Annotated in this window: 23 protein-coding genes and 1 pseudogene; 15 read left to right on the plus strand and 9 right to left on the minus strand. The window is 37.1% G+C overall.

Going from position 1 to position 26,410, the window contains the following annotated elements; translation table 11 throughout:
- Positions 1-83: 83 nt before the first annotated feature.
- Both IGJ55_RS03210 and IGJ55_RS03215 read right to left on the minus strand, forming a co-directional pair.
- Positions 84-806 (minus strand): amino acid ABC transporter ATP-binding protein, encoded by a 723-nt coding sequence (locus IGJ55_RS03210; protein WP_429950210.1) that lies wholly within the window; start codon positions 804-806, stop codon positions 84-86.
- Entirely contained in the window at positions 799-2,262 is a 1,464-nt protein-coding gene (locus tag IGJ55_RS03215; RefSeq protein ID WP_430607290.1) for an ABC transporter substrate-binding protein/permease, read from the minus strand. The genes IGJ55_RS03210 and IGJ55_RS03215 overlap by 8 nt, the downstream gene beginning before the upstream one ends.
- Before the next feature lie 223 nt (positions 2,263-2,485).
- Between IGJ55_RS03215 and IGJ55_RS03220 the strand changes: the two genes are divergently transcribed.
- From IGJ55_RS03220 to IGJ55_RS03250, 7 genes and pseudogenes are all read left to right on the plus strand, one after another.
- Positions 2,486-3,574 (plus strand): iron-containing alcohol dehydrogenase family protein, encoded by a 1,089-nt coding sequence (locus IGJ55_RS03220; protein ID WP_069638965.1) that lies wholly within the window; start codon positions 2,486-2,488, stop codon positions 3,572-3,574.
- Positions 3,575-3,738: 164 nt separating this feature from the next.
- On the plus strand, positions 3,739-4,884 hold the full coding sequence (tgt, locus tag IGJ55_RS03225) for a tRNA guanosine(34) transglycosylase Tgt (protein ID WP_430607291.1): 1,146 nt from the start codon (positions 3,739-3,741) through the stop codon (positions 4,882-4,884).
- Positions 4,885-4,966: 82 nt separating this feature from the next.
- On the plus strand, positions 4,967-5,338 hold the full coding sequence (gene yajC, locus IGJ55_RS03230) for a preprotein translocase subunit YajC (RefSeq protein WP_069638967.1): 372 nt from the start codon (positions 4,967-4,969) through the stop codon (positions 5,336-5,338).
- A gap of 92 nt (positions 5,339-5,430) precedes the next feature.
- On the plus strand, positions 5,431-5,703 hold the full coding sequence (locus IGJ55_RS03235) for a post-transcriptional regulator (RefSeq protein WP_083244278.1): 273 nt from the start codon (positions 5,431-5,433) through the stop codon (positions 5,701-5,703).
- A gap of 189 nt (positions 5,704-5,892) precedes the next feature.
- Positions 5,893-8,490 carry a bifunctional acetaldehyde-CoA/alcohol dehydrogenase gene (gene adhE / locus IGJ55_RS03240; protein ID WP_069638968.1) on the plus strand — a complete coding sequence of 866 codons (2,598 nt, stop codon included), beginning with the start codon at positions 5,893-5,895 and terminating at the stop codon, positions 8,488-8,490.
- 90 nt (positions 8,491-8,580) lie between these two features.
- Positions 8,581-9,030 carry a GNAT family N-acetyltransferase gene (locus IGJ55_RS03245; protein WP_069638969.1) on the plus strand — a complete coding sequence of 150 codons (450 nt, stop codon included), beginning with the start codon at positions 8,581-8,583 and terminating at the stop codon, positions 9,028-9,030.
- Between the two features lie 123 nt (positions 9,031-9,153).
- Positions 9,154-9,886: pseudogene (locus tag IGJ55_RS03250) on the plus strand (VOC family protein).
- 102 nt (positions 9,887-9,988) lie between these two features.
- Here the strand turns inward: IGJ55_RS03250 and fni are convergent.
- From fni to IGJ55_RS03280, 6 genes are all read right to left on the minus strand, one after another.
- The gene (gene fni / locus IGJ55_RS03255) at positions 9,989-11,035 is read right to left on the minus strand and encodes a type 2 isopentenyl-diphosphate Delta-isomerase (protein WP_430607292.1); all 1,047 of its coding nucleotides are present in this window, start codon (positions 11,033-11,035) and stop codon (positions 9,989-9,991) included.
- Positions 11,019-12,116 carry a phosphomevalonate kinase gene (locus IGJ55_RS03260; protein ID WP_069639350.1) on the minus strand — a complete coding sequence of 366 codons (1,098 nt, stop codon included), beginning with the start codon at positions 12,114-12,116 and terminating at the stop codon, positions 11,019-11,021. The genes fni and IGJ55_RS03260 overlap by 17 nt, the downstream gene beginning before the upstream one ends.
- Positions 12,113-13,111 carry a diphosphomevalonate decarboxylase gene (gene mvaD / locus IGJ55_RS03265; RefSeq protein ID WP_207120221.1) on the minus strand — a complete coding sequence of 333 codons (999 nt, stop codon included), beginning with the start codon at positions 13,109-13,111 and terminating at the stop codon, positions 12,113-12,115. The genes IGJ55_RS03260 and mvaD overlap by 4 nt, the downstream gene beginning before the upstream one ends.
- Positions 13,111-14,055, minus strand: coding sequence for a mevalonate kinase (gene mvk, locus IGJ55_RS03270; RefSeq protein ID WP_207120220.1), 945 nt, complete (start codon positions 14,053-14,055; stop codon positions 13,111-13,113). The genes mvaD and mvk overlap by 1 nt, the downstream gene beginning before the upstream one ends.
- A gap of 715 nt (positions 14,056-14,770) precedes the next feature.
- A complete protein-coding gene (locus tag IGJ55_RS03275; protein WP_069639347.1) occupies positions 14,771-15,403 on the minus strand; it encodes a pentapeptide repeat-containing protein in 633 nt (210 codons plus the stop codon).
- A gap of 38 nt (positions 15,404-15,441) precedes the next feature.
- Complete coding sequence (locus tag IGJ55_RS03280) at positions 15,442-16,500, minus strand: FUSC family protein (protein WP_069639346.1); 1,059 nt, start codon at positions 16,498-16,500, stop codon at positions 15,442-15,444.
- Between the two features lie 419 nt (positions 16,501-16,919).
- Between IGJ55_RS03280 and IGJ55_RS03285 the strand changes: the two genes are divergently transcribed.
- Positions 16,920-18,596 (plus strand): peptide ABC transporter substrate-binding protein, encoded by a 1,677-nt coding sequence (locus IGJ55_RS03285; protein ID WP_069639345.1) that lies wholly within the window; start codon positions 16,920-16,922, stop codon positions 18,594-18,596.
- A gap of 77 nt (positions 18,597-18,673) precedes the next feature.
- Here the strand turns inward: IGJ55_RS03285 and IGJ55_RS03290 are convergent, their stop codons facing one another.
- A complete protein-coding gene (locus tag IGJ55_RS03290; RefSeq protein WP_069639344.1) occupies positions 18,674-19,021 on the minus strand; it encodes a DUF3899 domain-containing protein in 348 nt (115 codons plus the stop codon).
- 81 nt (positions 19,022-19,102) lie between these two features.
- Between IGJ55_RS03290 and opp1B the strand changes: the two genes are divergently transcribed.
- The 7 genes from opp1B (at position 19,103) to IGJ55_RS03325 (ending at position 26,257) form a co-directional block, all read left to right on the plus strand.
- Complete coding sequence (gene opp1B, locus IGJ55_RS03295; protein ID WP_069639343.1) at positions 19,103-20,044, plus strand: oligopeptide ABC transporter permease Opp1B; 942 nt, start codon at positions 19,103-19,105, stop codon at positions 20,042-20,044.
- Positions 20,044-21,096: an oligopeptide ABC transporter permease gene (opp3C, locus tag IGJ55_RS03300; protein ID WP_069639342.1), complete on the plus strand. Its 1,053-nt coding sequence runs from the start codon at positions 20,044-20,046 to the stop codon at positions 21,094-21,096. Before opp1B ends, opp3C begins: the two co-directional genes overlap by 1 nt.
- A gap of 5 nt (positions 21,097-21,101) precedes the next feature.
- Positions 21,102-22,163 carry an oligopeptide ABC transporter ATP-binding protein Opp1D gene (gene opp1D, locus IGJ55_RS03305; RefSeq protein ID WP_010771135.1) on the plus strand — a complete coding sequence of 354 codons (1,062 nt, stop codon included), beginning with the start codon at positions 21,102-21,104 and terminating at the stop codon, positions 22,161-22,163.
- On the plus strand, positions 22,163-23,122 hold the full coding sequence (locus IGJ55_RS03310; protein ID WP_069639341.1) for an ABC transporter ATP-binding protein: 960 nt from the start codon (positions 22,163-22,165) through the stop codon (positions 23,120-23,122). The genes opp1D and IGJ55_RS03310 overlap by 1 nt, the downstream gene beginning before the upstream one ends.
- A gap of 144 nt (positions 23,123-23,266) precedes the next feature.
- Positions 23,267-24,388, plus strand: coding sequence for an RNA-guided endonuclease TnpB family protein (locus IGJ55_RS03315; RefSeq protein ID WP_069639340.1), 1,122 nt, complete (start codon positions 23,267-23,269; stop codon positions 24,386-24,388).
- A 268-nt stretch (positions 24,389-24,656) separates the two neighbouring features.
- Positions 24,657-25,442, plus strand: a complete 786-nt coding sequence (locus tag IGJ55_RS03320) for a Cof-type HAD-IIB family hydrolase (RefSeq protein ID WP_430607294.1) — start codon at positions 24,657-24,659, stop codon at positions 25,440-25,442.
- Positions 25,443-25,456: 14 nt separating this feature from the next.
- The gene (locus tag IGJ55_RS03325; protein WP_069639338.1) at positions 25,457-26,257 is read left to right on the plus strand and encodes a Cof-type HAD-IIB family hydrolase; all 801 of its coding nucleotides are present in this window, start codon (positions 25,457-25,459) and stop codon (positions 26,255-26,257) included.
- Positions 26,258-26,410 lie beyond the last annotated feature (153 nt).

The following is a 26,410-nucleotide window of genomic DNA, read 5'->3' on the forward strand; positions in this document are numbered from 1 at the left end:
TTACTTGCTTTAATCTATTCTATCTTACTTTGTGAAAGAGGACAAAGCAAATTTAGATGAATTTGCTTTGCCCTCTTGCAATGTTATAGTACTTTTCTAAGAAAATCTTGCGTACGTGGATTTTTTGGTTGTCCAAAAATTTCTTCTGGCGTCCCTTCTTCTTGGATAATTCCAGCATCCATGAAAATAACACGATCAGCAACTTCACGAGCAAAGCCCATTTCATGTGTCACAACAACCATAGTCATTCCTTCGACGGCCAAAGCTTTCATTACTGCCAGCACTTCACCAACCATTTCTGGGTCCAGCGCAGAGGTAGGCTCATCGAACAACATAACATCAGGATTCATTGCTAGTGCTCTTGCAATGGCTACTCGTTGTTGTTGACCGCCAGATAAACTGGAGGGATAGCTGCTGCTTTTATCTTTTAGCCCTACTTGTTCTAATAGAGCCTGAGCTTTTTCTTTAGCGGCTTCAGCAGTTTCTTTTTTCACTTTAATTGGACTAATCGTTAAGTTATCTAAAACTGTTTTATGAGGAAATAGATTGAAGTTTTGAAATACCATACCCATTTTTTGACGAAGGGCGTCGATATCGGTATCTTTGTCTAATAAATTTTTTCCTTCAAATTCAATCGTTCCATCTGTTGGTTGTTCTAATAAGTTCAAACAACGTAAAAAGGTACTTTTTCCGCTACCTGAAGGTCCGATGATTACAACGACTTCGCCAGCCTTGACATCTAAGTCGATGCCTTTTAAGACTTCATTCTTTCCGAATGTTTTGTGTAGGTTTTTAATATTAATCACTAGTACTCATTCTCCTTTCAGCAACACCTAATAGGCGGGAAATCGTAAAGGTTAAAACAAAATAGATCAATGAAACAACTAGATACGGTAAGAATGGTTTAAAACTTGCGCCTTGAACATTACCGGCTTGGAAAATCAATTCAGAAACACCAATAACTGATACAACTGAAGATTCTTTGATGACTGTTACAAATTCATTTCCTAATGCAGGTAAAATATTTTTGATTGCTTGCGGTAAAATGATATAGCGCATTGCTTGAGGTTGGTTCATTCCTAAAGAACGGGCCGCTTCTAATTGTCCATTATTAACAGCGTTGATCCCAGCTCGAACGATTTCTGCAACATAAGCGCCACTGTTTAAGGCAAGAGCGATACATCCAGCTGCAATTTTTGATAGATCAAGCCCTAAAACACCTGTACCAAAATAAACGATGAAGATTTGTACTAATAACGGAGTACCTCGAACATATTCTATATAACAAATTGCGATGCCACGTAAGATTTTTGATTTGGATAATTTCATCAAAGCGAGTAAGCCACCGAGAATTGCACCAAACAAGACACCCATAAAAGCTAAGAAAATCGTATAGCCAGCACCGCTGATATAGAATTTACCATACTTCCCAAGAAAACTTTGATCGTCAGTAAACATTAATTTCCCGGCTTCTTTTTTATAACCTTCTAACAAGTTATTGTCATTGATGGTTTGAATCGAAGCGTTGACCTTTTGTTCTAAGATAGGAGCATTTTTTGGAATAGCAACGGCGGCGTCCTTTTGCCCTTGTTCAAAGGTGACATCTGCAAATGTCAATTCTTTGTCACGATCGACATAGGCTTCAGCAACTGGACCTTCTAACACTGCTGCTTCAACTTTTTTATTTTTTAAGTTCATGATAATGTCTGGAACTTTTTGTAAAGAGGTTGGAATCGATCCAACTAGTTCTGTTTTCGCTAATTCTTCTTGGGTTGTCTGTTTTTGAACACCAACTTTGACACCATCAAAATCTTTTGTTGACTGAAAGCGATTTTTATCGTCTGCTCGAACAACAACTTTTTGTTGAACGGTCATATAAGGTGTCGAAAAATTGACTTCCTGCAGCCGTTCAGGTGTTGGGGCCATCCCTGAAATAATCAAGTCGATTTTACCAGTTTTCAATGCACCTAATAATGCATCAAAACCCAATTCTTCAATTTTTAATTTTACACCTAAATCATCAGCAATTTTTTGCGCGATAGAGATGTCAAAACCCACGACCTGGTCTTTGCCATCAACATCTGCATGGAATTCATAAGGGGCATAATCGGCTGATAAGCCAACGATTAGTTCGCCACGTTTCATGATAGCATCATAGACTGGATCTTTTTCTTCAGCTAAGGCTACACTGGTAGGCAAAAAAGTGAGTAATACCAATAGTATTGGTATGATAAGTGCTAAGGTTCTTTTACATAGTTTCATTTGTTCGTCTCCTTTATAGTAGATTGTTCATAAGCATAAACACTCGATAACTTTCTGTTTCAATAAATATTCTAAAAATAGCATATATATGTATAAAAATTTATTGTTTTTGGATGTGTTTTATCATATCATAGATTAAGGGAAAGGAAAAGTGAATTTTACCAAAGAAGTCATAATTTTTCACTTTTGCATAAAAATAAGAAAAAATGAAAGGTCGAGAACGATGAATCAATCATTAATAGTAAGAGGGGCACCTCAAGAATATGAATGCCGAGTGGGTGCGTGGGATAGTTTGGAAGAGCACTTAAATAGAAGAAACATTAAGTGTGTCATGATTTTACATGGGAAAGACTCGTGGGAAGCAGCTAAACCATACTTTCCTACTTTCATGCATATAGATACATGTTTTGTTGAGTATGGTGGAGAATGTACGGATGAAAAAACAGCAGAGCTAAAAGCGATTTTTGAGCAAAAAGAGTTAGATGGGATCATAGCTGTAGGTGGTGGGAAAATTGCAGACTTAGGTAAAGCGATTGCGAATCAGTGCCAAACGCCGATTTTAATTTTACCTACATTAGCGGCTACTTGTGCGGCTTATACCCCCCTAAGTGTCATCTATAATACAGATGGTTCGATGGACCGTTACGATGTATTTCCTATCAGTAATGCTTTAGTTTTGATTGAACCAAAGGTGATCTTGACCTCTCCAAGCGAGTTGATGATTGCAGGGATCGGCGATACGGTTGCAAAATGGTATGAAGCAGATGCAATGATCTCACAGTTAGCAACCCAACCAATTGAAATTCAAGTGTCCGCATTCGCTGCTAAAAAATGTCGTGATGTGTTGCTTCGTGATAGTCAAGAAGCGTTGAAGGCCATGGCACAAAAAGAAATCAATCAAGCCTTCTTAAATGTTGTAGAAACGAATATTTTACTTGGCGGAATGGTTGGCGGCTTTGGGGATGATTATGGACGGACGGCAGGAGCGCACTCGATTCATGATGCGTTGACGATTTTACCAGAAAGCCATCAACAACTACATGGAAATAAAGTAGCCTATGGTGTGTTTGTTCAATTGGTAATCGAAAATAAATGGGATGAGATCGAACGATTAATTCCATTTTATCAAAGCTTGAAGTTACCTGTTTCTTTAAAAGCGATGAATATGGTTTTATCTGAATTCGATTACGAGCAAGTTGCAGAACGCGCTTGCGAGTCGCATGAAACCATTCATTATATGAAAGAAAAAATCACACCAGACGTTGTAAAAAATGCGATGATGGCATTAGAAACAGCAATGAAGAACAAATAAATGAATTAAAAACTCAACGAAACTAGAGACAAACGATTGTATACTTGCCTCTAGTTTTTATTGTCTAAGGATATACTAAAGAAAGCCTGTAAAACCTTGCAAATACGAATAAAAAAAAGTATGATGATTGAAGTGTAAATTTGTAAAAGAAAGTAGGGAAATGAATGACAGAACCAGCCATTCGTTATCGTTTAATAAAGAAAGAAAAGCATACAGGTGCTCGTTTAGGAGAGATAGTCACACCACATGGGACTTTCCCCACACCGATGTTTATGCCTGTAGGAACGTTAGCGACAGTAAAAACAATGTCACCAGAAGACTTAAAGGAAATGGGAGCAGGAGTGATCTTGAGCAATACGTATCATTTATGGCTTCGTCCTGGAGATGATTTGATTGCAGAAGCAGGTGGTTTACATAAATTTATGAATTGGAATCAACCGATTTTAACAGATTCGGGTGGTTTCCAAGTATTCTCATTAAGTGATATGCGTAAAATCACAGAGGAAGGTGTTCATTTTAGACATCATTTGAATGGATCTAAGTTATTCCTTTCACCAGAAAAAGCAATTAATATTCAAAATAACTTAGGATCTGATATTATGATGAGTTTTGATGAATGTCCACCGTTTGATGAAAGCTATGATTATGTGAAGAAATCAATTGAGCGTACATCACGTTGGGCAGAACGAGGGTTGAAAGCTCATGCTAATCCAGATCGTCAAGGCTTGTTTGGAATTATCCAAGGGGCAGGATTTGAAGATTTACGTCGTCAAAGTGCTAAAGATTTAATTAGTATGGACTTTCCAGGTTATTCCATTGGTGGTTTATCTGTTGGGGAGCCTAAAGCTGAAATGAACCGCGTATTAGACTTTACGACACCTTTGATACCTGACAACAAGCCAAGATACTTGATGGGTGTTGGAACTGCTGATTCATTAATTGATGGTGTGATTCGTGGAATCGATATGTTTGACTGTGTACTGCCAACCAGAATTGCTAGAAATGGAACTTGTATGACCTCTAAAGGTCGTTTGGTTGTTAAAAATGCTCAATACGCTAGAGATTTCCGTCCGTTAGATGAGAAATGTGATTGTTACACATGTAAAAACTACACACGTGCATATATTCGTCACTTGATTAAGGCTGATGAGACATTTGGTATTCGTTTGACTTCGTACCATAACTTGTATTTCCTATTGAATTTGATGAAACAAGTTCGTCAAGCAATTATGGATGATAATCTATTGGAATTTCGTGAAGCCTTTTTTGAAGAATATGGCTTTAATAAAGAGAATGCAAAAAGTTTCTAAAAAAATGATCAAAAGACTAGTGTTGAACAAGAAATTTTGTTACAGTAAACTAGTGATTATACGATAGAGAGGTGAATACAAAATGGGCGGAGGACTTTCGTTTATTTTACCATTAATTCTTTTAGCAGGAATGATGTTTTTTATGACTCGTTCGCAAAAGAAACAACAAAATGAACGTCAAACACTTTTAGATGCAATGAAAGTGGGCGATGACGTTGTAACGATTGGGGGATTACATGGTGTAATCTCTGAAATCGACAATGACAAAAAGACTGTACTGATTGATTGTGAAGGAATTATCCTTGAATTTGATCGTGCAGCAATTAAAACAGTTAAACCAGGTACAGTAGTAGCGAATGATAGTGATGTTACTGTAGTTGAAACGCCAGAAGAAACAATCGTTGAAGAGACAACGGTTGAGACAACTTCTGAAAACAACGAAACGAAAGAATAAATTCCAGCTTGCTGGAATTTTTTCTTTCTAAAACACATATAAAGAATAGCATAGATCATTTTTTACAAAGAGGAGGGAGAACCATCGAAACGTTGTCGTGGCATCAAAAGTTCTTATTAAAAAAAGAATTAAAAATCACTTGCCGATCGTTTCAGCAACTTGGTTATTCATCAGTCAATGAAATAGAATTGATGAATTACCTCGTTTCTTATCGTTGGAAAAAGAAAGCTCCATCGTCTATCAAGGCTTGTCGCGAAGACATTTTACATATTGAACCAAACGAGTTCTTTGATTATCAACAATTGATTGCACAAACAAGCAACTTAACGATCAAAGATTGGCATGATTTAACGGATTTATTCTAGTATAGAATAAATTCGTTTTTTCTTTTAGTACGATAAAAAACGCTTACGATAATAAGTTGAATAAAAATAGGTTTAAATGTGAAAAAAATCACAATAAACTATTTACAAGAAAAAAATAATGTTGTATGATATGTATGTGAAATGGTTAACAAACAAAAATAAATTACTTATTTTTCTAGGAGGATCACAATGGCTAAAACAATGAAGCAAGAAGAGACGAAAACTGTTGATGTACCAGCAATGATTGATGAGTTAGCAAAAAAAGCAAATGTTGCTTTAAAAGAAATGGAAGACTTCGATCAAGAAAAAGTCGACCACATTGTGCACCAAATGGCAATGGCAGCGTTAGACCAACATATGCCTTTAGCAAAAATGGCTGTAGAAGAAACTGGCCGTGGAATTTATGAAGATAAAGCAATCAAAAATATGTACGCTTCAGAATATATTTGGAACAGCATCAAACATGATAAAACTGTTGGGGTCATCAACAAAGATGACCAAACAGGTTTAATTGAAATTGCTGAACCAGTAGGTGTGGTTTGTGGTGTTACACCGACAACAAATCCAACATCAACAACGATTTTTAAAGCATTGATTTCCATCAAAACACGTAACCCAATCGTATTTGCTTTCCACCCAAGTGCGCAAAAATGTTCTGCAGAAGCTGCTCGTATCGTTCGGGATGCTGCAATCAAAGCGGGTGCTCCTGAAAACTGTGTACAATGGATCGAACAACCTTCATTAGAAGCTACTTCAGGTTTGATGAATCATCCTGGAATCGCAATCGTTTTAGCTACTGGTGGTGCCGGCATGGTGAAATCAGCTTATTCAACTGGTAAACCAGCATTAGGTGTTGGACCAGGTAATGTTCCTTCATATATTGAAAAAACAGCGAAAATCAAACGCGCAGTCAACGATTTGATCGTTTCTAAATCATTTGACAACGGAATGATTTGTGCTTCTGAACAAGCTGTAATTGTAGATAAAGAAGTTTATGCAGCTGTAAAAGCTGAATTTGAAGCACATCAAGTGTACTTCGTCAAACCAAACGAATTACAAAAATTAGAAGATGCCGTTATGAACGAAGGAAAATATGCAGTAAATCCTGCGATCGTTGGGTACTCTGCTGAACATATCGCAGAACTTGCTGGCATCAAAGTACCAAAAGGCACTAAAATCTTAGTTGCTGAAATCGAAGGTGCTGGAGCTGAATATCCATTGTCACGTGAAAAACTATCGCCAGTTTTAGCGATGATGAAAGCTCAAAATTCAGAGCATGCTTTTGATTTATGTGAAGCAATGCTTGAACTAGGCGGGTTAGGTCATACTGCTGTGATCCATACAGAAGATGAAGATCTACAAGTTAAATTTGGATTACGTATGAAAGCGTGCCGTATCTTAGTGAACTCTCCATCAGCTGAAGGAGGAATCGGTAATATCTATAACGAAATGATTCCTTCATTAACATTAGGTTGTGGTTCGTATGGTAAAAACTCAGTCTCTAAAAACGTATCTGCTGTTAACTTGATCAACGTCAAAACTGTAGCGAAACGGAGAAATAATATGCAATGGTTTAAATTACCACCAAAAATTTTCTTTGAAAAAAATTCATTACAATACCTACAAAAAATGGAGAATGTTGAACGTGTAATGATCGTTTGTGATCCAGGAATGGTTCAATTTGGTTATGCAGATACAGTTCGTAAAGAATTACAAAAACGTAAAAACGACGTTCAAATTGAAGTCTTTTCAGCAGTAGAACCAAATCCATCTACAAATACAGTGTATGCTGGAACAAAAGTTATGGTTGATTTTGAACCAGATACGATCATCGCTTTAGGTGGCGGATCTGCAATGGATGCAGCCAAAGGCATGTGGATGTTCTATGAGCACCCAGATACAGAATTCTTTGGCGCTAAACAAAAATTCTTAGATATCCGTAAACGTACGTACAAAATTGAAAAAGCAGTTAAAACACAATTTGTATGTATCCCAACAACATCAGGTACAGGTTCAGAAGTCACACCATTTGCTGTTATTACAGATAGTGATACTCACGTAAAATATCCATTAGCTGATTACGCATTAACGCCAGATGTTGCGATCATCGATCCACAATTTGTCATGTCAGTTCCAGCTTCTGTAACAGCTGATACTGGGATGGACGTTTTAACACATGCAATCGAGTCTTACGTTTCAGTAATGGCTTCTGATTACACTCGTGGATTAAGTTTGCAAGCAATCAAATTAGTCTTTGAACACTTGGAAAACTCAGTGAAACGTCCAGATGCAGAAAGCCGTGAAAAAATGCATAATGCATCAACAATGGCTGGTATGGCATTTGCCAATGCATTCTTAGGAATTTGTCACTCTGTAGCTCATAAAATTGGTGGAGAATATGGGATTCCTCACGGACGTACAAATGCGATTTTATTACCGCATATTATCCGTTACAATGCCAAAGATCCTTCAAAACATGCAATGTTCCCTAAATATGACTACTTCCGTGCTGACACAGATTACGCTGATATCGCGAAATTCTTAGGTCTTAAAGGGAAAAATACAGCCGAATTAGTGGATGCATTAGCAACAGCTGTATACGATTTAGGCGTATCTGTTGGAATCGATATGAACTTGAAAGCACAAGGTGTGACACAAGAAATTCTTGATTCAACTGTTGATCACATGGCTGAATTAGCTTACGAAGATCAATGTACAACAGCAAATCCAAAAGAACCATTGATCAGTGAATTAAAACAAATCATTATCGATGCTTATAATGGCTAGTCGAATATAGTAAGAAGAGCGACGTAAAAGTTGCTCTTCTTTTTTTATTTAGAGGTATAATAAAGTCAAAAGAAATGGGAGCGATGTAAGATGACGATTAGAGAAGCAACGTTAGAAGATGTAGAAGCAATCAATCAGCTAAATACTGGTCCATTAAATCACGAATATCCCTTGGCCGATGCAAAAAAACAGTTGTGCTATTTATTATCTTCTCCAGTAAATAAATTATTTGTGAAAGAGTTAGATGAAAAGGTTGTGGGCTATATTCAATTAAGTGAATATGTTAGCACATATGCGCCTAGATTAATGAATGTTTTAGCACTTGTGGTAGCTGAGGATTTCCATAGTCAAGGGCTAGGAAAAGCCCTGCTTGATTATGCAGAGCAATGGGCAAAGGAACAAGGTGTTAAAGGGATAAGGTTAAACTCGGGTGTAGAAAGAACCGCAGCCCATAAATTTTATGAGAAGCAAGAGTATGTGAGAGTGAAAAATCAAGTCAATTTCAGAAAATTATTTAACGAAAGAATCTCAAAAGAGTAATCAAAAAAATGAAAGTTTTTCTTATTCATTATCAAAAATATAGCCGCTTCTATATAATAAAAGTAGAACAAATCCAATTGAAGAAAATGAACAATTAGGTTTATCAAGAAAGGATGATCCGAAATGCCAAAATTTTCTCCATGTTTGTGGTTTGATGGGAAAGTAGAAGAAGTGGCTGAATTTTATGTTCATGCTTTTGACTATAGAGCTAACACTTGCAGGACAAGAAGTTATTTTGCTAAATGGTGGATTAGATTTTTCATTTACCCCCTCAATCTCTCTTTTTGTAGAGTGTGAAACGGAAGAACAAATTGATAAATTATGGGAAACGTTAAGTTTCAATGGTAAGGTATTGATGGAATTTGGGCCCTATCCATTCAGTGAAAAGTATGGCTGGTTGGAAGATCAATATGGCGTTTTTTGGCAACTGGTTTTGACGTGAAGGACGCAGTCGACTACACCAAGCTTTTTGTTTTCGGGAGAGCAGTTTGGAAAGGCAGAGGCAGCTATGCATCAGTGGATCGAGATTTTTGGTGAGGGAGAAGTAGAGTATGTCCAAAAAAATCCAGATGGTACTGTTGCTCAAGCTTTATTCACAATGCATGGACAATCCTTTCGAGTGATGGATAGTGGTGAAACACATGCTTTTACCTTTTCAATGGCTACTTCATTTTATGTCTATTGTAAAGATCAAGCTGAAATCGATCGTTTATGGAAAGCTGTGACATCAAGAGAAAAAGAATGGCCGTGTGGGTGGATGGAAGATGAGTATGGTGTATGTTGGCAAACGGTTACGAAAGATATGGATATGTTATTCGATAACTCAGATCCTGAAAGAGCTTATCGAGTCATGTAAGAGTTGTATAAAATGAAACGAATCGACATAACTACGTTGAGACGAGCGTATGAAGGATAAATTAAAAAGAAGATTGGGCTTTTTAAGCTCAATCTTCTTTGTTTATTTACTTCTCTTAGCAAAAGGCTGATAAGCAATGCCACGACTTTCACACCAGTGAATGATTTCGCCAGAAAAAATAATATCAGTTGTTGCAAGATCAGCAGTTGTCTTTTTACCAAGTAAGGTATACATCATTTTAAGTTCATCTTCCCATTGTTGGATCAGTTCGATTGTTTCATCAACGCTATTTGTCATCAAATGGTTTAAAATAGTGCCAGCAACGCCAACACTTGCAGCACCTAAACTCAGGGCTTTGATAATATCCATAGATTGACGGATACCGCCAGAAGCTAAAATAGTTAGTTCTTTTTGCCAGTCCGTAGATTCTAATAAGGAGAGAACCGTTGATTGCCCCCAGTCCGTTAAGAAACCTAATTCTCTTTTTTTTCGACGAGCATTTTCGATTTGGGTAAAACTAGTGCCGCCCTGTCCACTGATATCTACCAATTTAACACCTCGGCAGATTAATTGTTCGATTGTTTCACTGCTCATACCGAACCCAACTTCTTTAACGAGGACTGGAACAGACAAGTGAGCAACGATATCTTCAATAGTATCCAACCAGCCATGGAAATCACGATCTCCTTCAGGCATTACGAGTTCTTGAGGAGTATTCACATGAATTTGCAGCCCATCCGCTTGAAACAAGTCGACTGCCCTTTTCGCATCTTCTAAAGAGAGGCCTGCGCCAATATTCGCCCAAATCACACCATCAGGATTTTCCTTACGCATGATTTGGTAAGTATCTGCTAAATCAGGATTCTTCAAAGCGGCATTAACTGATCCTGTTGCAGTCATTATTCCAGTTTCTCTAGCGATGATACCTAATTCCTGATTGATTTCTTTCGCTCGTTTACTACCGCCGGTCATAGCATTGATGTAAAAAGGTTGCTTAAAGGAAAAATCAAGAAAAGAAGTTGAAATATCGACTTCATCCATTGCAATTTCAGAAAATGAATGATGCACAAAACGGATTTGATCAAAGTCATTGGTCTTTTCTTTATGAAAGGCTTTAGCTAAAGAGATGTGTTCATCTTTTCGGTTCATTTTTTTCCTGCTTTCCGTAAAAATAGACGTGTAATGGTAAAGGCGTGATTCCTTCTTTTTCCCAAGAGCTCATTAAAGGTAGAATTCCTGATTTTTGTTTGAATAGGACGATTCCGCAATCACCACCACCTGCACCAGACGATTTTGCTGCGCCACCGTATGTTTGTGCTAAGTTACATAGTTTTTTTAGCGCAGGCGTTTCAATCGTAACACCAGTGATGGAGGTCAATTGTTGGAGTAATTTACGGTTTTTTCGTATTTGGGTTTGGATCAAGGAAATATTTTCTTGATCGAAGCCTGCTATCATTGTCTCAACACAGGTTTTACTTTCATCAAGAAATTCCTGATAAGCGTTCTCTTTTACATCTTTTGATTGATGGACTTGATCCACCAAATCTGACGTTGAAGCAGGGCTGCCAGTCCAACCGATCAATAAGCGTAGTTTCTTAGGAACGACCAAAGGTTTGATCATTAATTTTGGCCAAGTTGCCTGAAGCAAGGTCGTTAATGTTTGTGTCTGAGATTGTTCATTGACCCAACGGTGATCAAAGGTTGAAAAAGCGATCCAACCACCATAACAGCTTGCCGCAATATCGCCGCAGGAGCCGTTTCCTTGAACAGCTAAATGAGCTAGAGCCGAAAGTTTAAAAATCTCTTCTTCTTTTAATTGCAAGTCATAGAAGAGGGCTAAAGCTTTCACTGTTGCTACAGTAACGGCACCGCTGGAACCTAATCCGTATTTTCGTCCGTTTGAACTATCTAACTCACTGGTGACTTTTAAGTGATAAAAAGAAAGCTCTTTTTGTTGTTCATGCGCATATTTTTCAGTTAAGCGAATTGCAGCAAGAACATAATGAAACGGATTTTCTCGAATATCAAGGACAAGTTCGTTATTTCTTCTAGTCCAACGCACAGGTAGTGTGCTATATTGGGCAGATTGGATACTGCCGACATCTTTTGCTGTTTCGACAGTGACTGTCACAAATTGGTCTACTGCAACAATGATTGCCGGATGTCCTGGTTCAACAACGGCATATTCACCAGCAATAAACAATTTACCTGGTGTAGAAACTTCTATCATAACTTTTCCGACCTTTCTAAAGGAATCAGGGCAATCTTAGGTCCTGCGTAAGCTTCAATCAATTGTTTTTTAGAAAAATGAGTAGCTAAATGATTTTTTAAAGTACTCAGATTTTTCTTCTCAACTAAGATTTTGACGTTTGGTCCAGCATCCATTGTGAAGTAACACGGCAACCCTTGTTGGCGTGCGCTCCGGACTAATTGCATGACCTTGAGACTTTCAGGTGACCAGTATGTAAATGGCGGTACAGCAGCTAAAGTCGTTCCATGCATACGTAAGCCATTTGCTTCAGTGACTTCCCCTAACTTATTAAAATCTTTTTCTGCGATGGCTTGTTTGGCTGTCGCTAAATCGGCTTCGACTGTTTCCAACCAACCTGAATAAAAACTCGAGCTTTCAACGGTTCGTTTCATACCGTCACGACTAGAAACATCTTTCACACCATCATCCACTAAAACAAATAACATCGCTAATTCATCTTCCCAGTGATCAGATGGGATCCCTTGGGCAAAGGAGGTTTGATCAGAGTCGCCTTTTTGCCATTCAGCAAATCCACCAAAAATACTCCGGCAAGCTGATCCTGAACCGCGTCTAGCTAAACGGGATAATTCAATTTCAGTTAATTGCAAGTCTAACGCTTCATTGCAAGCACCAGCTAAAGCTGCTAAACCACTAGCAGAAGAAGCAAGACCAGCTGCAGTCGGGACATAGTTTTGACTATCTACTTTAGCAAATAAGGCTAGATTTTGCTCTTTTCGAACAAGGTCTAAAAATTTAGAAATCTTTGCAGTTTGTTTCGTGTCTTGTTTTTGTCCATCTAAGACAAAAAGATCTTCGGTCAAATTTTCATCGAATTGTACACTAGTTTCTGTATAAAAAGCATCTAACGTTAAAGAAAGACTGCTGTTCATCGGTATTATCAAGTGTTCATCTTTTTTTCCCCAATATTTGATCAAAGCAATATTTGTATAGGCTCGTGCTTTCCCAGTGTACATTAATTTTTCACTCCTAATGATTGAATCCAAGTAGCTACAGCACCAGCTGATTCTAACGCTACTGCTATATTTTCTGCTTGTTTTTTTGAACCAGCTAAAGCGATCATACAACCACCGCGGCCGCCACCTGTTAGTTTTGCCCCTAAGGCCCCGTTTGCACGAGCAGTGCTGACCAAGTGGTCCAACTGTTCATTGCTGACAGTCAGTGCGCTAAGATGTTCCTGAGCTTGGTTCATGACATTGCCTAACGTATCAACTTCATCTGCTAAAATAGCGTGTTTTGCGCTTTTAGTCAAGTGGCCTAATGTTGTAATATGTTGTGAAATTCGTTTTTTATCTAATTCAAAAAGGTGCGCCACATCTCTGACCGCAGCTCTTGTTTGGCCCTTGATACCTGTATCTGCAACGATCAAAAAAGCATTGGAAACATTCATGGGGAATGATTCTAATGGATGACTTTTTATAAAAAATAAAGGTTCATCACCAGTTGTTGCTGCCGCGTCTATACCGCTAGGATTACCGTGAGCTATTTTTTCTGCACGATTTACTAATGGAAGCAGAGATTCAGACGTACAAGGAATATCAAAATAATCAAACAAAGCTCGAACGATTGAAACGGCAACAGCCGCACTTGAACCCATGCCTCGTTCAGCAGGAATCGTACTAGTAATGGTAATTTTTAAGGTTGCCTCTTCATGGTGAAGAGCAATCAGTGTTTGATCGATGACCTCTGATACACTTTTTAATTGTGAAGGAACTTGCGAAAGCTCTCCTGAAAAGTAATGACACTCTAAGATCATAGTAGAGTCAGGTTCAACTTTTGTTGAGATATAGGTCTCCTGAAATGGAAAAGCAATTGCAGGTTCACCGTAAACCACAGAATGTTCCCCCATCAATATAATTTTTCCAGAAGCTTGGCCATGACCAATTTTTTTTTTATTCATTTTAATAAACAGTCCTTTTAGTTAAATATCAGATGCGTAGACATCTAAGGTTCCTCATAAGAATCATGCATTGCACACCGTAATTCATGCTCAACTTATTAAGAGTACCACAAACGCTTCCTACCAGCAAAATCCCCAAAATAGTAATCAAGTCGGCTTCCATATAAGTTCACAATAAATTAAAGTCGATAAACAATCCAAGTATTGCTTTATGAGTTTTTTACGATCGATGCTGTTATCTGACGAGCATCGTTCATTCATTTACTTTTCTAAAAGCGGAGAATCATTCTTGACCTATCCTAGTTTACCAAAAAAGCACATGAAATAAAATCATTGGATTCTTCTTAAGAAAAAAATTAATAAGTAAATAAAAAAAATCCTAAATAATTTTAATTAGAAATCCAGTTATTATTTTATTAGGTGCGGTTTATTTAAAAAGAACACAACAATAAACTAGGTATAAAGATCGGACAACGGAGTTAGCTGAAATCTGTGGGATTTGTTGAAGCAATCAACGATTCTTTAGGAACGATACCTCCTAGACAAAATCGAGTATAAGAATTAAGCTTATGACTTAGTCTTATTTAATATGAAAGAATACCAAATGGCTGTTGCCAATGCCAGTGTTGTAGGTCTGAATGATTAGTTTCTAACCCCAAGAAAGCTTAAAAAAGAGCAAAAAACGACAAAATCCTACTCGATTTTGTCGTTTTTATTATTCAATAATCAACCCTAAGCCTGCAGCAATAGTGATTGCTTGTTCTTGAGTCACCTTTAGCCCTTTAAGTAATTCTTGTGAAAAGGCAATTCTTTCAAAAGTACATGTTGTTAAATCAAGAGCAGCTAATTTTGTATGGAACCAGTTGCTACCTGTGACAGAACACTGATCAAGTAGCAGGTTATTATACATCACTTCAACAAATTCTGTATTATTCAAGCTAGTTTTTTTAAATTCAACGACTTTTTGATTTGTAGCACTGAACGAGGTGTAATCGGCAAGGCAGTCTTCAAAAAGGCAATCTCTTAGGTAACTCTCAGCAAAATTTGTTCCAGTTAATTTACATTGACGAAAATGAACCTGGTGAAAACTAGCACCAATCCATTCTGTATTCGAAAGGTCACAATGATCAAAAATCACATTACTACACTCAAAACGTTCTAAGTGATTGCGGTTCATCGTTACTTTTTCAAAGCGAGATTCTCGAAAGACTAAATTGCGGATATCCTGATAACTAAGATCTTGGTCTTTTAAGGAGAGACCTTCAATAATGACCTCATCATCGATAGAAATAAAATCTGTTTTAGTGAGTTTGGGTAACACGGGTGTAATCGGCTTTTTGATTTTCATAAATAAAACCTCCAAAAAATTGTAATAGCGGTGGTGATTTATTCTGTTTCCTTATCTAAATTTTCGTTTAATTGGTAAGCACGATTGTAAAATTTCAAACTAGTCGTCAATACAAACGCACCTAAAAGGCCCAAAAGACTACCTAAAACAATACCGATCAAGCGGTAATTCAAGAGACTGATTAAATATTGATGACGGGCGAGATTGGCCAATAGTAAGGACATTGGCGTTGTAAAAAAATTTGCAATTGCATAATTTCGTTTAATAAAATATTCCACAGTCAAAAAGAAAAAGCAAATCAGCAAAATAGTTTCTAAAGAAGTAAAAGAGATGCTCAATAAAAAAGCGGCAATCAATAAGCCGATCATCGTACCTAAGATCCGTTGAATATTGCGATGCATAACAGCACGTAGATTATCCCCTTGTAAAACAGCGGCACAAGAAACAATCATCCAATAAGCATTAGTCAAATGCAATGATTGACTGATATAGGTCGCTAAAAATAGAATTGCGGCATAATGCAAAGCATCGAGTAATGCGGAAGGATCTGTATAAAGTCGCTCTTGTAAAGAGATTTTCTTTTGTGGTTCCACAGATTCCCTTTCAATAAAAAATAAAACGACTGCCACAACAAGGGATGTTATAACGCCCAACAAAACATAGCTCATCATGGTGGGAACACTTTCTAGAGGGATTTTAGTTCCACTCCCCATTGCAGTTACCATGACAATAAAAAAAGCCCCCGGCTTAGCGATTCTGTATAATCTGAAAATAATACGAGCACAAAAGGCAACCAATGCAATAACGATCGGTATGATCCAAGGAATATGAGTACTTAACATCCCAACCAGATTTCCGAAAAGTAAAAAAGCGCCAATCGAACTTAAGCGAATCAGCAATTCTCTTAATGGAAGAGTTTGATAATAAAGAAAGGTAAAGATACCTAGAGAACCAAAACTGCCAATCAATAAATTATTTGAAAAATAACCAATAAATAATGGTACCGCCATACAAACTCCTGCACCAATCAAGCGAAAAGGTGCTTTTTGTGGTTTATGAAAGGTTGTTAACTCTTTGAAAAATGATGAATGATGCATCAAATCACTCCTTATTGTTGTGATGAAACATAAGATGACGAGCGATAACGTCATGACAACATATTGTTTCTTCCATATACTAATCTAACATACTTATTTAGAAGAAAACAATCGCTTTTTATCTAATCTGGCTTTATGGGCTAGCCTTTTGGAAAAAGAGAGAACTTGCTTGCAGCAAAAATCTCATCCTTATATTTTCCTATTTTCCCTTCAGGGCTAAGCGAACAGTTCAACTTTTTACCATTTCTAAGAAATAACTTTTAATGAAGATATAATTTAATGATGTGAGTATTAAAAAAAAATAAGATTATTCTTGATTTTTTAATTTAAAAATTGTAAACTATACCTCAGTACAATAAATAATTATTAAATTCTGATTTTTCAGAAAATACTCAGGGTCTTTTAGGGAGGAAAAAAGAATGAAGTTAAAGAAGTCATTTGCTTTTGGATTCATCACTTTATTTAGTTTAACACTAGCAGCGTGTGGTAACGGTGGTGCAAAGACAGACGATTCAGGTAGCTCTAAAACAGCTGATGGAAAGCCTAGCGGAGAACAGATTTTCCGTGTCAATGAATTACAAGAAATGCCAAGTGCTGATTTATCAGTAGCGACAGACGTTATCAGCTTTACTGCTTTAAACAATGTATATGAAGGAATCTATCGTTTGAATTTAGATAATAAACCAGAACCTGCAGGGGCTAGCGAAAAAGCTGAAGTCAGTGAAGATGGTATTACGTACAAAATCAAATTAAATGAAAAATCTAAATGGTCAGATGGCAAACCCGTAAAAGCAGAAGATTATGTTTATGGATGGCAACGCACGGTTGATCCTGCGACAGCTTCAGAATATGCCTACCTTTACGAGTCTGTAAAAAATGGTGCAGATATTGCAGCAGGTAAAAAAGACAAAGCTGAATTAGGAATCAAAGCAACAGGTGATTATGAATTAGAAATCACTCTAGAAAAAGCAACGCCATACTTTGATTATCTATTAGCATTCCCATCATTCTTCCCACAAAGAAAAGATGTTGTTGAAAAATATGGTAAAGAATACGCTACAACAAGCGAAAATTCAGTTTATAACGGACCGTTTGTATTAGATGGGTTCGATGGACCAGGTACCGATACAAAATGGTCATACAAGAAAAACAAAGATTATTGGGATGCTGACACAGTTAAATTAGATGAAGTACAAGTCAATGTTGTAAAAGAAGCACCGACTTCATATAACTTATTCCAAGATGGACAAGCAGATGACGTTCAATTGACTGGTGAATTAGCGCAGCAAGCAGCGAATGATCCACAACTTGTGATTCAAAAAGAAGCTTCTACACAATATATGGAATTAAATCAAATTGATGAAGATTCACCATATAGAAATGAAAACCTAAGAAAAGCCATTTCTTATTCAATCGACCGTAAATCATTAGTTGAACAAATCTTAGGAGACGGTTCAGTAGAACCTAAAGGCCTAGTTCCAGCAGATATGTCTAAATCGCCAGATGGCAAAGAAGACTTCACAGAAGCTGCTGAAGACAAGATTTCTTACGATAAAGAAAAAGCAAAAGAGCATTGGGAAAAAGCTAAGAAAGAGCTGGGTATTAAAACGTTAGATATTGATATCTTATCTTCAGATGCAGACTCTTCTAAGAAAACAGTAGAATATATTCAAGGTGCAATTCAAGAAACATTAGATGGAACAAAAGTAACTGTAAGCCCAGTTCCATTCTCTGTTCGTTTAGATCGTTCTAACAAAGGGGATTTCAAAGCTGTTATCGGTGGCTGGGGAGCAGACTATGTCGATCCAAGTAGCTTCTTAGATTTATTCCAAACAGGAGTTCCTTATAACCGTGGTCACTATAGCAATACTGAATATGATAAAGCATTAAAAGCTGCTTCAACAACCAATGCTAATGATCCTGAAAAACGTTGGGACAATTTAGTTGATGCAGAGAAAATTATTATGGGTGACATGGGTGTGATTCCGCTTTATCAAAAAGCAGAAGCTCACTTACGCGCTGAAAAAGTAAAAGATGTTGGTTTCCATCCAGCAGGCGCGCAATACGATTACAAATGGACTTACATTTCAGAATAGTCTGAAATAGTTTTCTATAGTAAAAGGACCTTTGCCCTCTTTGAATAAAAAGGCAACGGTCCTCTTGCTATCTTTGCTCATAAAAAGTAAAATAATAAAGAAACAATAGAGACAATCAGTAAAATACCTCCTGTTTCAAGCCAGTAAAGCTGATGTGCTTTACCTATCTCTGAAAATGGGATAAATTCTTTCGGTTCATTTTTCTTCCTAAAACGAAAATGCATTTTCATAAAACGTTGGAAATTATCGAAAAATCCTGAGGACATGATCCATAAGGCGAACCCGATAATTAAAAAGAATAATGAAACGATGAAGAAGGTATCAGATATAGAACGGATAGTCAGTGACTGTTTTATCAGTAGGTAAGTAAAAATACCGATGCTTGAGACCGCTGAGGTAATCAAGGGCCATTTCATTTTTTTCATGTGCTCATCCTTACTTAATTTTCTATCCTTACTTTATCGAAAAAAACTGATGAAGTCAAAATAATCTCGGAGGTGTCATTCTTGAACAGTTTTGGAAAATATTTTCTTAAACGGGTCTTCTTCATGATCATCACATTGTGGCTGATCGCAACGATTACGTTTTTCTTAATGCAATTATTACCAGGTACTCCTTATACCAACCAAGAAAAACTTAGTCCAGAAACAATTGCTATGTTGAATAAGCAGTCAGGTTTAGATAAGCCAGTGATCGTTCAATACGGAATTTATCTAAAAAATCTTTTAGTGGGTGATTTTGGAATCTCATTCCAATTTAAAAATCAACCAGTAGCCAAACTTTTGGTAGGCCGTATCGGACCATCAGTACAATTAGGGGCGCAAGCAATCGTCTTTGGTACACTAGTAGGTATTTTACTAGGAATCATTGCAGCGATGCGTCAAAATACATGGGTAGATACATTAGCTACGTTAATGGCTATTTTAGGACGTTCGATTCCTAACTTCGTTTTTGCGGTATTATTGCAATATATCTTCGCGATGAAATTAAAAGTTTTACCAATTGCAATGTGGAATGGATTTGCTTATACAATTTTACCGACGATTGCGTTGGCAATGAGTCCCATGGCCGATTCCGCCAGGTTTATACGAACGGAAATGGTTGAAGTTTTACATAGTGACTATGTAGAGTTAGCACGAGCTAAAGGCTTGAGCCGCTGGCAAGTTGCTGTGAGACATGGACTTAGAAATAGTTTGATTCCATTGATCACCTTACTTGGACCATTAGCTGTTGGTTTGATGACGGGATCTTTAGTAGTTGAAAATATTTTTGCGATCCCAGGTATTGGGGAGCAGTTCGTAAAATCAATCATGACAAACGATTATCCGACAATTATGGCAGTGACGATTCTATATTCTGCTTTGTTAGTATTCGTAATCTTGATCGTTGATTTACTTTATGGATTGATCGATCCAAGAATTCGTGTTTCAGGAGGTGCCAAAGGTTAATGGAAACAGTTGACTTAAACAATGTCCCAGAAAAAATTAAAAAAATCCCTGCAAATGACTTCCAGCCTTTGGATACATCAACAACAAAGGAACGTGAAAGAATTGCAACGCCGTCGCTAAGCTTTTTACAAGATTCTTGGCGTCGTTTGAAAAAGAATAAAGCAGCCGTGATTTCTTTAGTTTTCTTAGGAATCATCATCTTTATCTCAATTATCACGATTTGGGTCTCACCACATGATCCAACTCAGCAAAATGTCGCTTATATCAATTTACCGCCGCGTATTCCATTTTTAGATAGTATCAATGGCTTTAACGGTACAGCGAATGTTGCTGGTAAAATGGTCGACAAATATGCGCAAGCAAATGTTCCAGACAATGTGAATTTCTACCTAGGAACAGATGGTTTAGGCCGTGATGTATTAAGTCGTTTATTTATGGGCACACGTATCTCATTATTGATTGCGTTTATCGCAGCATTACTTGATATTACGATCGGTGTAACATATGGTTTGATTTCAGGTCTATTAGGTGGACGTGTGGATACAGTGATGCAACGTGTACTTGAAGTTCTTTCTGGAATTCCTAACCTTGTTGTCATGATCTTGATGCTGACTGTTTTTGATCCAGGTATTTTATCAATTGTTTTAGCAATGGTGATTACCAACTGGATTTCAATGGCCAGAATTGTTCGGGCTCAGACATTGAAACTAAAAGATCAAGAGTTCGTTTTAGCTGCTCAAACATTAGGTGAATCTCGTTTGAAGATCGCCATCAAACATATATTGCCGAATATCTCTAGTGTGATCATCGTTCAAATGATGTTCAGTATCCCATCGGCAATTTTCTTCGAAGCGTTTCTAAGTTTCATCGGTTTAGGATTAAGACCGCCGACCGCTTCTCTTGGAACATTATTAAATGAAGGGTATAAAACGTTCCGTTTCCTTCCATATTTGATGTGGATTCCTGCCGTAACTTTGTCAGTCGTAATGATTTGTTTCAACTTGTTAGCTGACGGACTACGTGATGCCTTCGATCCTAAGATGAAAGAGTAGAGTGAATGACTATGGAAAAAGTATTAGAAGTAAAAGACTTACAGATTTCTTTTGATACATTTGCTGGTAAAGTAAATGCTATTCGTGGCGTGAGCTTTGAACTGTTTAAAGGGGAAACTCTTGCAATCGTAGGAGAATCTGGTAGTGGTAAATCAGTCACTACTAGAAGTATCATGCGTTTGTTGAGCAGCAATGCAAACATCGACAATGGAGAAATTCTGTTTAAAGGTGAAGATATCGTACACAAAACGGAAAAACAAATGCAAACCATTCGTGGGAAAGAAATTGCCATGATTTTCCAAGACCCAATGACGTCATTGGATCCAACAATGCCGATTGGCAAGCAAGTAGCAGAATCGTTGATCAAGCACAATAAAGTATCGAAAAAAGAAGGACTTGATCAAGCATTAGAACTATTGAAATTAGTAGGGATTCCAAACGCTGAAAAACGTTTGAAAAATTACCCACACCAATTTTCAGGTGGACAACGTCAACGTATCGTTATCGCGATTGCACTGATTTGTTATCCAGAAGTTTTGATTGCAGATGAGCCGACAACTGCTTTAGATGTTACGATCCAAGCACAAATTTTAGAATTATTAAAAGACTTACAACAAAAAATCAGCACATCGATCATCTTTATCACCCATGATTTAGGTGTCGTAGCAAACGTTGCGGATCGTGTAGCTGTTATGTATGGTGGACGTTTAGTTGAAGTAGGAACATCAGAAGAGATTTTCTATAATCCGCAACATCCATACACTTGGGGCTTACTAGGCTCAATGCCGACAATGGAAGGGACGGAAGATAAGTTATATGCGATTCCTGGTTCTCCTCCCGATTTGTTAGACCCACCAAAAGGAGATGCGTTCTATCCGCGTAACGAGTTTGCCATGAAGATCGACGCAGAAGAAGCACCACCGTATTTTGAAGTATCACCAACTCATAAAGCTGCAACGTGGTTATTAGCACCGCAAGCACCAAAAATCACCCCTCCAGCTGAAATTGTAAGACGTTGGGCGATTTATGCTGAACGCCATAATACGACTGCAGGAGGCGTTAAATAATGAGTGAAAAAAGAAAAGTACTTTTAGATGTTAAAGGGCTAAAACAATATTTTAACGTTGGACGTCCTGACGAAGTTAGAGCTGTTGACGATATCAGTTTCCATATCTATGAAGGTGAAACATTTGGATTAGTTGGAGAATCTGGTAGTGGTAAATCTACAACTGGTCGTAGTGTAATTCGTTTATATGATCCAACTGGTGGCGAAATCATTTTCAATGGTGACGATATCAGTAAAATTCGTTCAAAATCTGGGATGCAGGCATTCCGTCGTGAAGTTCAAATGATCTTCCAAGATCCATACGCTTCATTGAATCCAAGAATGAAGGTCAATGATATCATTGCAGAAGGAATCGACATTAATCATTTAGCAAAAGATGCCGCTGAGCGTGAATCTAAGGTCAACGAATTACTAAAAGTCGTTGGACTTGATCCGAGTCACGGAACACGTTATCCACATGAGTTTTCAGGTGGTCAGCGTCAACGTATCGGGATTGCAAGAGCTTTGGCTGTTGATCCTCGTTTTATTATCTGTGATGAGCCGATTTCAGCTTTGGATGTATCGATTCAAGCTCAAGTTGTCAATTTATTACAAGACTTACAAAAAGATGCTGGACTGACTTATCTGTTTATTGCTCATGATTTATCCATGGTTAAACATATCAGTGACCGAATCGGTGTTATGCATAGTGGTAGATTACTGGAAATGGGGTCAAGTGATGATGTGTATAACTTTGGTGTACATCCGTATACTGAAAGTTTATTATCAGCGATTCCCTTGCCTGATCCAGACTATGAACGGACACGTAAACGTATCGTTTATAAACCACAACCAGAAGATAATAAAGAACGTAAACTAAGAGAAATCACGCCAGAACATTATGTGTACTGTTCTGAAGATGAAGTCGATGTTTATCGTAAAAAAATCGAAGAGAAAAAAGCCAAAGCAACTCAGGAGTAGCAGTTGGTCAACTAAATACTAGCTAAGAAAAAGAAACATTTTTCTTAGCTAGCATTTTTAAAAAGGGAATGAAGATAAGAAGTGAACAGTTGAAATAGTGTGTTTTCGGGATATTTCACCGCTTCTTGTTAAGGTGGGAAATAAATGAAGGTATTAAAGGCGTATAAATATAGACTTTACCCTACTTCATTACAAGAAGAGTTTATCAAAAAAACATTTTCTTGTGTCAGACTTGTGCATAATCTTTTATTACAGGAAAGAATTCAACTGTATAAACAATTGAAAGAAAACCCTGATCTAAACGTTAAACTACCGACACCTGCTCAATACAAAAAAGAGCATCCTTGTTTAAGGGAAGTGGACAGTTTGGCCTTATCAAATGCGCAGGTATACTTAGATCGAGCATTTAAAAAATTTCATCGAGAAAAATCAGTAGGCTTTCCCAAGTTAAAACAAAAAAAGAATGCTGTTAACTCTTATACAACAAATAATCAAAATGGTACAGTGAAAATTATTGATGGAAAATATTTGAAGGTACCTAAATTAAAATCGTTGATAAAAATGAAAATGCATCGGCCGGTAATAGGGAAAATAAAGTCAGCAACGATTTCTTTAACTCCCAGCAATAAATATTTCGTTTCAATCTTGTGTGAAGAAGAAATTCCAACTGTTGAAAAAACACATTCGGCTATCGGGATAACTTTAGGTGTTTCAGAATTTGCGGTATTATCAAATGGCAGACGCATTGATAATGATAAATACACAAAAGAGTTTGAACAACGGATCACGAGAGAAGAAAGAAAGTTGATGCGGCGTAAGGAAATTGCGAAATCTAAAGGAACAGAACTCTCCCAACAGAAAAACTATCAGAAACAAAAATTAAAAATAGTAAAAATGCGGGAAAAATTAATGAATCAGCGCATCGATTTTCTGAATAAAATCACGACAGAAATTGTTAGAAAGTATGATTTGATTTGTATCGAAGATATTCAGCAAGCCGATTTTTATAGAAATAATAAGTTGCATCGAGGAGTTACAGATGTTTCGTGGGCATTATTTGTCTCGAAGTTAGAATATAAAGCATCTTGGTATAACAAACGGCTGATCAAAGTTTCTGCATGCGGAAAATGTTCTGAACATTCAGATAATAAAGAACTAAGTCAAATATTTTTTCAAGATATTAATACGAAAAAAAGTAAAAATGATCCAGAAACAGCCGCTAGTGTTCAAGTCTTGATTCGAGGCTTACAAGAAGTTGTGCAATAGTCACTGGAGATAAAGAACTGTAGGGACTACAGGGATAGCCTAGGGTATATAAGATAGATATAGCGTTTATTCGATCATTTATCTTTTTCTAGGAAATTTCTAGCGAATAGAGATAGTTCACTAATTATTAGTTAATAAAAAATCATCTTCATTCTATTGCATCAAGTATGAACGTACTTAGGTAAATAGGATGAAGTTTTTTTGTTTGGTGTTGTCAAAAGTATAGTACAATATAAATAAGATGAAAAAATCGAGAAAGGGGATAAAAATGACAGAATACCAAGCACTTGTTTTTTTTGATTTGGATGGTACGTTATTAGGTTCTGATGCAACAATTCCTAAAGAAAATAAGCAAGCAATTTTGCAGTTAAAAAAGAAAAATATTCTACCTATGATCGCAAGTGGGCGTTCTCCAAAGGAAATCAAGCAGATTACAGCAGAAACAGGAATTGATTCTTATGTGAGTTTGAATGGGCAGTATAATGTTGTCGAAAATCAGGTTGTCTCAAAACATGCGATCCCAATAAAACAAATCAATGAATTGATGACGTTTTCTAAATCTTTAAATCATTCGTTAGCCTGTTATACAGAAGATGAGTACGCTGCGTGTTATTCAACGAAAAGCATGGAAAAATTATATCAATTAGATCATGCACCACTTCCACGAATTTCATTAGATTTCCACGAAAAAAATGAAATTTATATGGTCTATCTTTTTTCAGAAGAACCTGAGAAAGATTCTCTATATCGGCAGACCTTTGCGAGAGAACTAACTTTCTTTAGGGATAGTCCTTATTCATTAGCGGTTGTTCTAAGTGGTCAATCAAAAAAATCTGGGATTCAGCAAGTCATCAAACGCTTGAACTTAAACGAGTTACCAACGTATGCCTTTGGTGATGGAAATAATGATTTAGGCATGTTTGAAGCTGTACAGACTGCGATTGCGATGGGAAATGCAGCGACAAATGTAAAAGAGCAAGCTGATTCTATTACAAAGTCCCATGTAGAAGATGGCATTCGATTTGGTTTAAAACATTTTGGCTTATTAGATTGAGAGGAAGTAGAATCATGACAGTAAAAATGATTGCAGTAGATATGGATGGAACGTTTTTGACTAGTCAACAAGACTATGATCGTGAGAAATTCAAGCAGTTGTACAACAAAATGAAGGAACAAGGTATTCGGTTTGTTGTGGCTAGTGGGAATCAATATTATCAATTGAAGTCCTTTTTTCCAGAAATCGCAACTGAAATCTCTTTTGTGGCTGAAAATGGTGCGTATATTGTCAGCGAAGGCAACGAGATTTTCAATGGTGAAATTGACCCGAAAACGATCCAAAAAGTATTGCAAATTTTAGTAAATTTTGAAGAGGGCCATATCATTCTTTGTGGGAAAAATAGTGCTTATGTTAGTCTTAACGAACCTGACGAATTTGTAGCACACGGTCAAAAATATTACCATCGTTTAAAAAAAGTGCCTGACTTACGTGAAGTGAAAGACGACACTTTGTTTAAATTTGCCTTGAGTTTTCCAGTGGATCAGGTAGAAACAGTATTGCATCAGTTGCATGTTGCTTTAGGCGATAAAGTTATTCCAGTTTCTAGTGGACACGGAGACGTTGATTTGATTGTACCTGGTATCCATAAAGCACATGGTTTGATTAAGCTACAAGAACTATGGGGGGTCAAAACAGAAGAAGTTGCAGCTTTTGGTGATAGTGGCAATGATTTAGAAATGCTGAAACATGCAGGATACAGCTATGCGATGGGCAATGGACAGCCAGAGGTCAAAGCAATAGCTAAGGAGATTATTTCATCGAATGATGAAAATGGTGTGTTACTAAAAATTGAAGAATTACTCCAAAACTAAACAAGCCAATAGATCACAGAACGCAATAGAAAGATGTTTCTCTCTTAGAAAAACTATTGACAATAGCGAATTATTATCGTATACTGTTAAAGTTGAGAAAAGAAAGCAGAAGCACCCGCTTCTCGCCTTAGTTGACAATGTCACTGGGCTAGA

The sequence above is a fragment of the Enterococcus sp. AZ170 genome (assembly GCF_050545135.1).
Taxonomy (GTDB): domain Bacteria; phylum Bacillota; class Bacilli; order Lactobacillales; family Enterococcaceae; genus Enterococcus_L; species Enterococcus_L ureilyticus.

Excerpts from the sequence above, each read along its gene's own strand:
- IGJ55_RS03215 (WP_430607290.1), bottom strand. The coding sequence starts at position 2,262 with ATGAAACTATGTAAAAGAACCTTAGCACTTATCATACCAATACTATTG.
- IGJ55_RS03220 (WP_069638965.1), top strand. The coding sequence starts at position 2,486 with ATGAATCAATCATTAATAGTAAGAGGGGCACCTCAAGAATATGAATGC.
- tgt (WP_430607291.1), top strand. The coding sequence starts at position 3,739 with ATGACAGAACCAGCCATTCGTTATCGTTTAATAAAGAAAGAAAAGCAT.
- yajC (WP_069638967.1), top strand. The coding sequence starts at position 4,967 with ATGGGCGGAGGACTTTCGTTTATTTTACCATTAATTCTTTTAGCAGGA.
- adhE (WP_069638968.1), top strand. The coding sequence starts at position 5,893 with ATGGCTAAAACAATGAAGCAAGAAGAGACGAAAACTGTTGATGTACCA.
- IGJ55_RS03245 (WP_069638969.1), top strand. The coding sequence starts at position 8,581 with ATGACGATTAGAGAAGCAACGTTAGAAGATGTAGAAGCAATCAATCAG.
- fni (WP_430607292.1), bottom strand. The coding sequence starts at position 11,035 with ATGAACCGAAAAGATGAACACATCTCTTTAGCTAAAGCCTTTCATAAA.
- IGJ55_RS03260 (WP_069639350.1), bottom strand. The coding sequence starts at position 12,116 with ATGATAGAAGTTTCTACACCAGGTAAATTGTTTATTGCTGGTGAATAT.
- mvaD (WP_207120221.1), bottom strand. The coding sequence starts at position 13,111 with ATGTACACTGGGAAAGCACGAGCCTATACAAATATTGCTTTGATCAAA.
- mvk (WP_207120220.1), bottom strand. The coding sequence starts at position 14,055 with ATGAATAAAAAAAAAATTGGTCATGGCCAAGCTTCTGGAAAAATTATA.
- IGJ55_RS03275 (WP_069639347.1), bottom strand. The coding sequence starts at position 15,403 with ATGAAAATCAAAAAGCCGATTACACCCGTGTTACCCAAACTCACTAAA.
- IGJ55_RS03280 (WP_069639346.1), bottom strand. The coding sequence starts at position 16,500 with ATGCATCATTCATCATTTTTCAAAGAGTTAACAACCTTTCATAAACCA.
- IGJ55_RS03285 (WP_069639345.1), top strand. The coding sequence starts at position 16,920 with ATGAAGTTAAAGAAGTCATTTGCTTTTGGATTCATCACTTTATTTAGT.
- IGJ55_RS03290 (WP_069639344.1), bottom strand. The coding sequence starts at position 19,021 with ATGAAAAAAATGAAATGGCCCTTGATTACCTCAGCGGTCTCAAGCATC.
- opp3C (WP_069639342.1), top strand. The coding sequence starts at position 20,044 with ATGGAAACAGTTGACTTAAACAATGTCCCAGAAAAAATTAAAAAAATC.
- opp1D (WP_010771135.1), top strand. The coding sequence starts at position 21,102 with ATGACTATGGAAAAAGTATTAGAAGTAAAAGACTTACAGATTTCTTTT.
- IGJ55_RS03310 (WP_069639341.1), top strand. The coding sequence starts at position 22,163 with ATGAGTGAAAAAAGAAAAGTACTTTTAGATGTTAAAGGGCTAAAACAA.
- IGJ55_RS03315 (WP_069639340.1), top strand. The coding sequence starts at position 23,267 with ATGAAGGTATTAAAGGCGTATAAATATAGACTTTACCCTACTTCATTA.
- IGJ55_RS03320 (WP_430607294.1), top strand. The coding sequence starts at position 24,657 with ATGACAGAATACCAAGCACTTGTTTTTTTTGATTTGGATGGTACGTTA.
- IGJ55_RS03325 (WP_069639338.1), top strand. The coding sequence starts at position 25,457 with ATGACAGTAAAAATGATTGCAGTAGATATGGATGGAACGTTTTTGACT.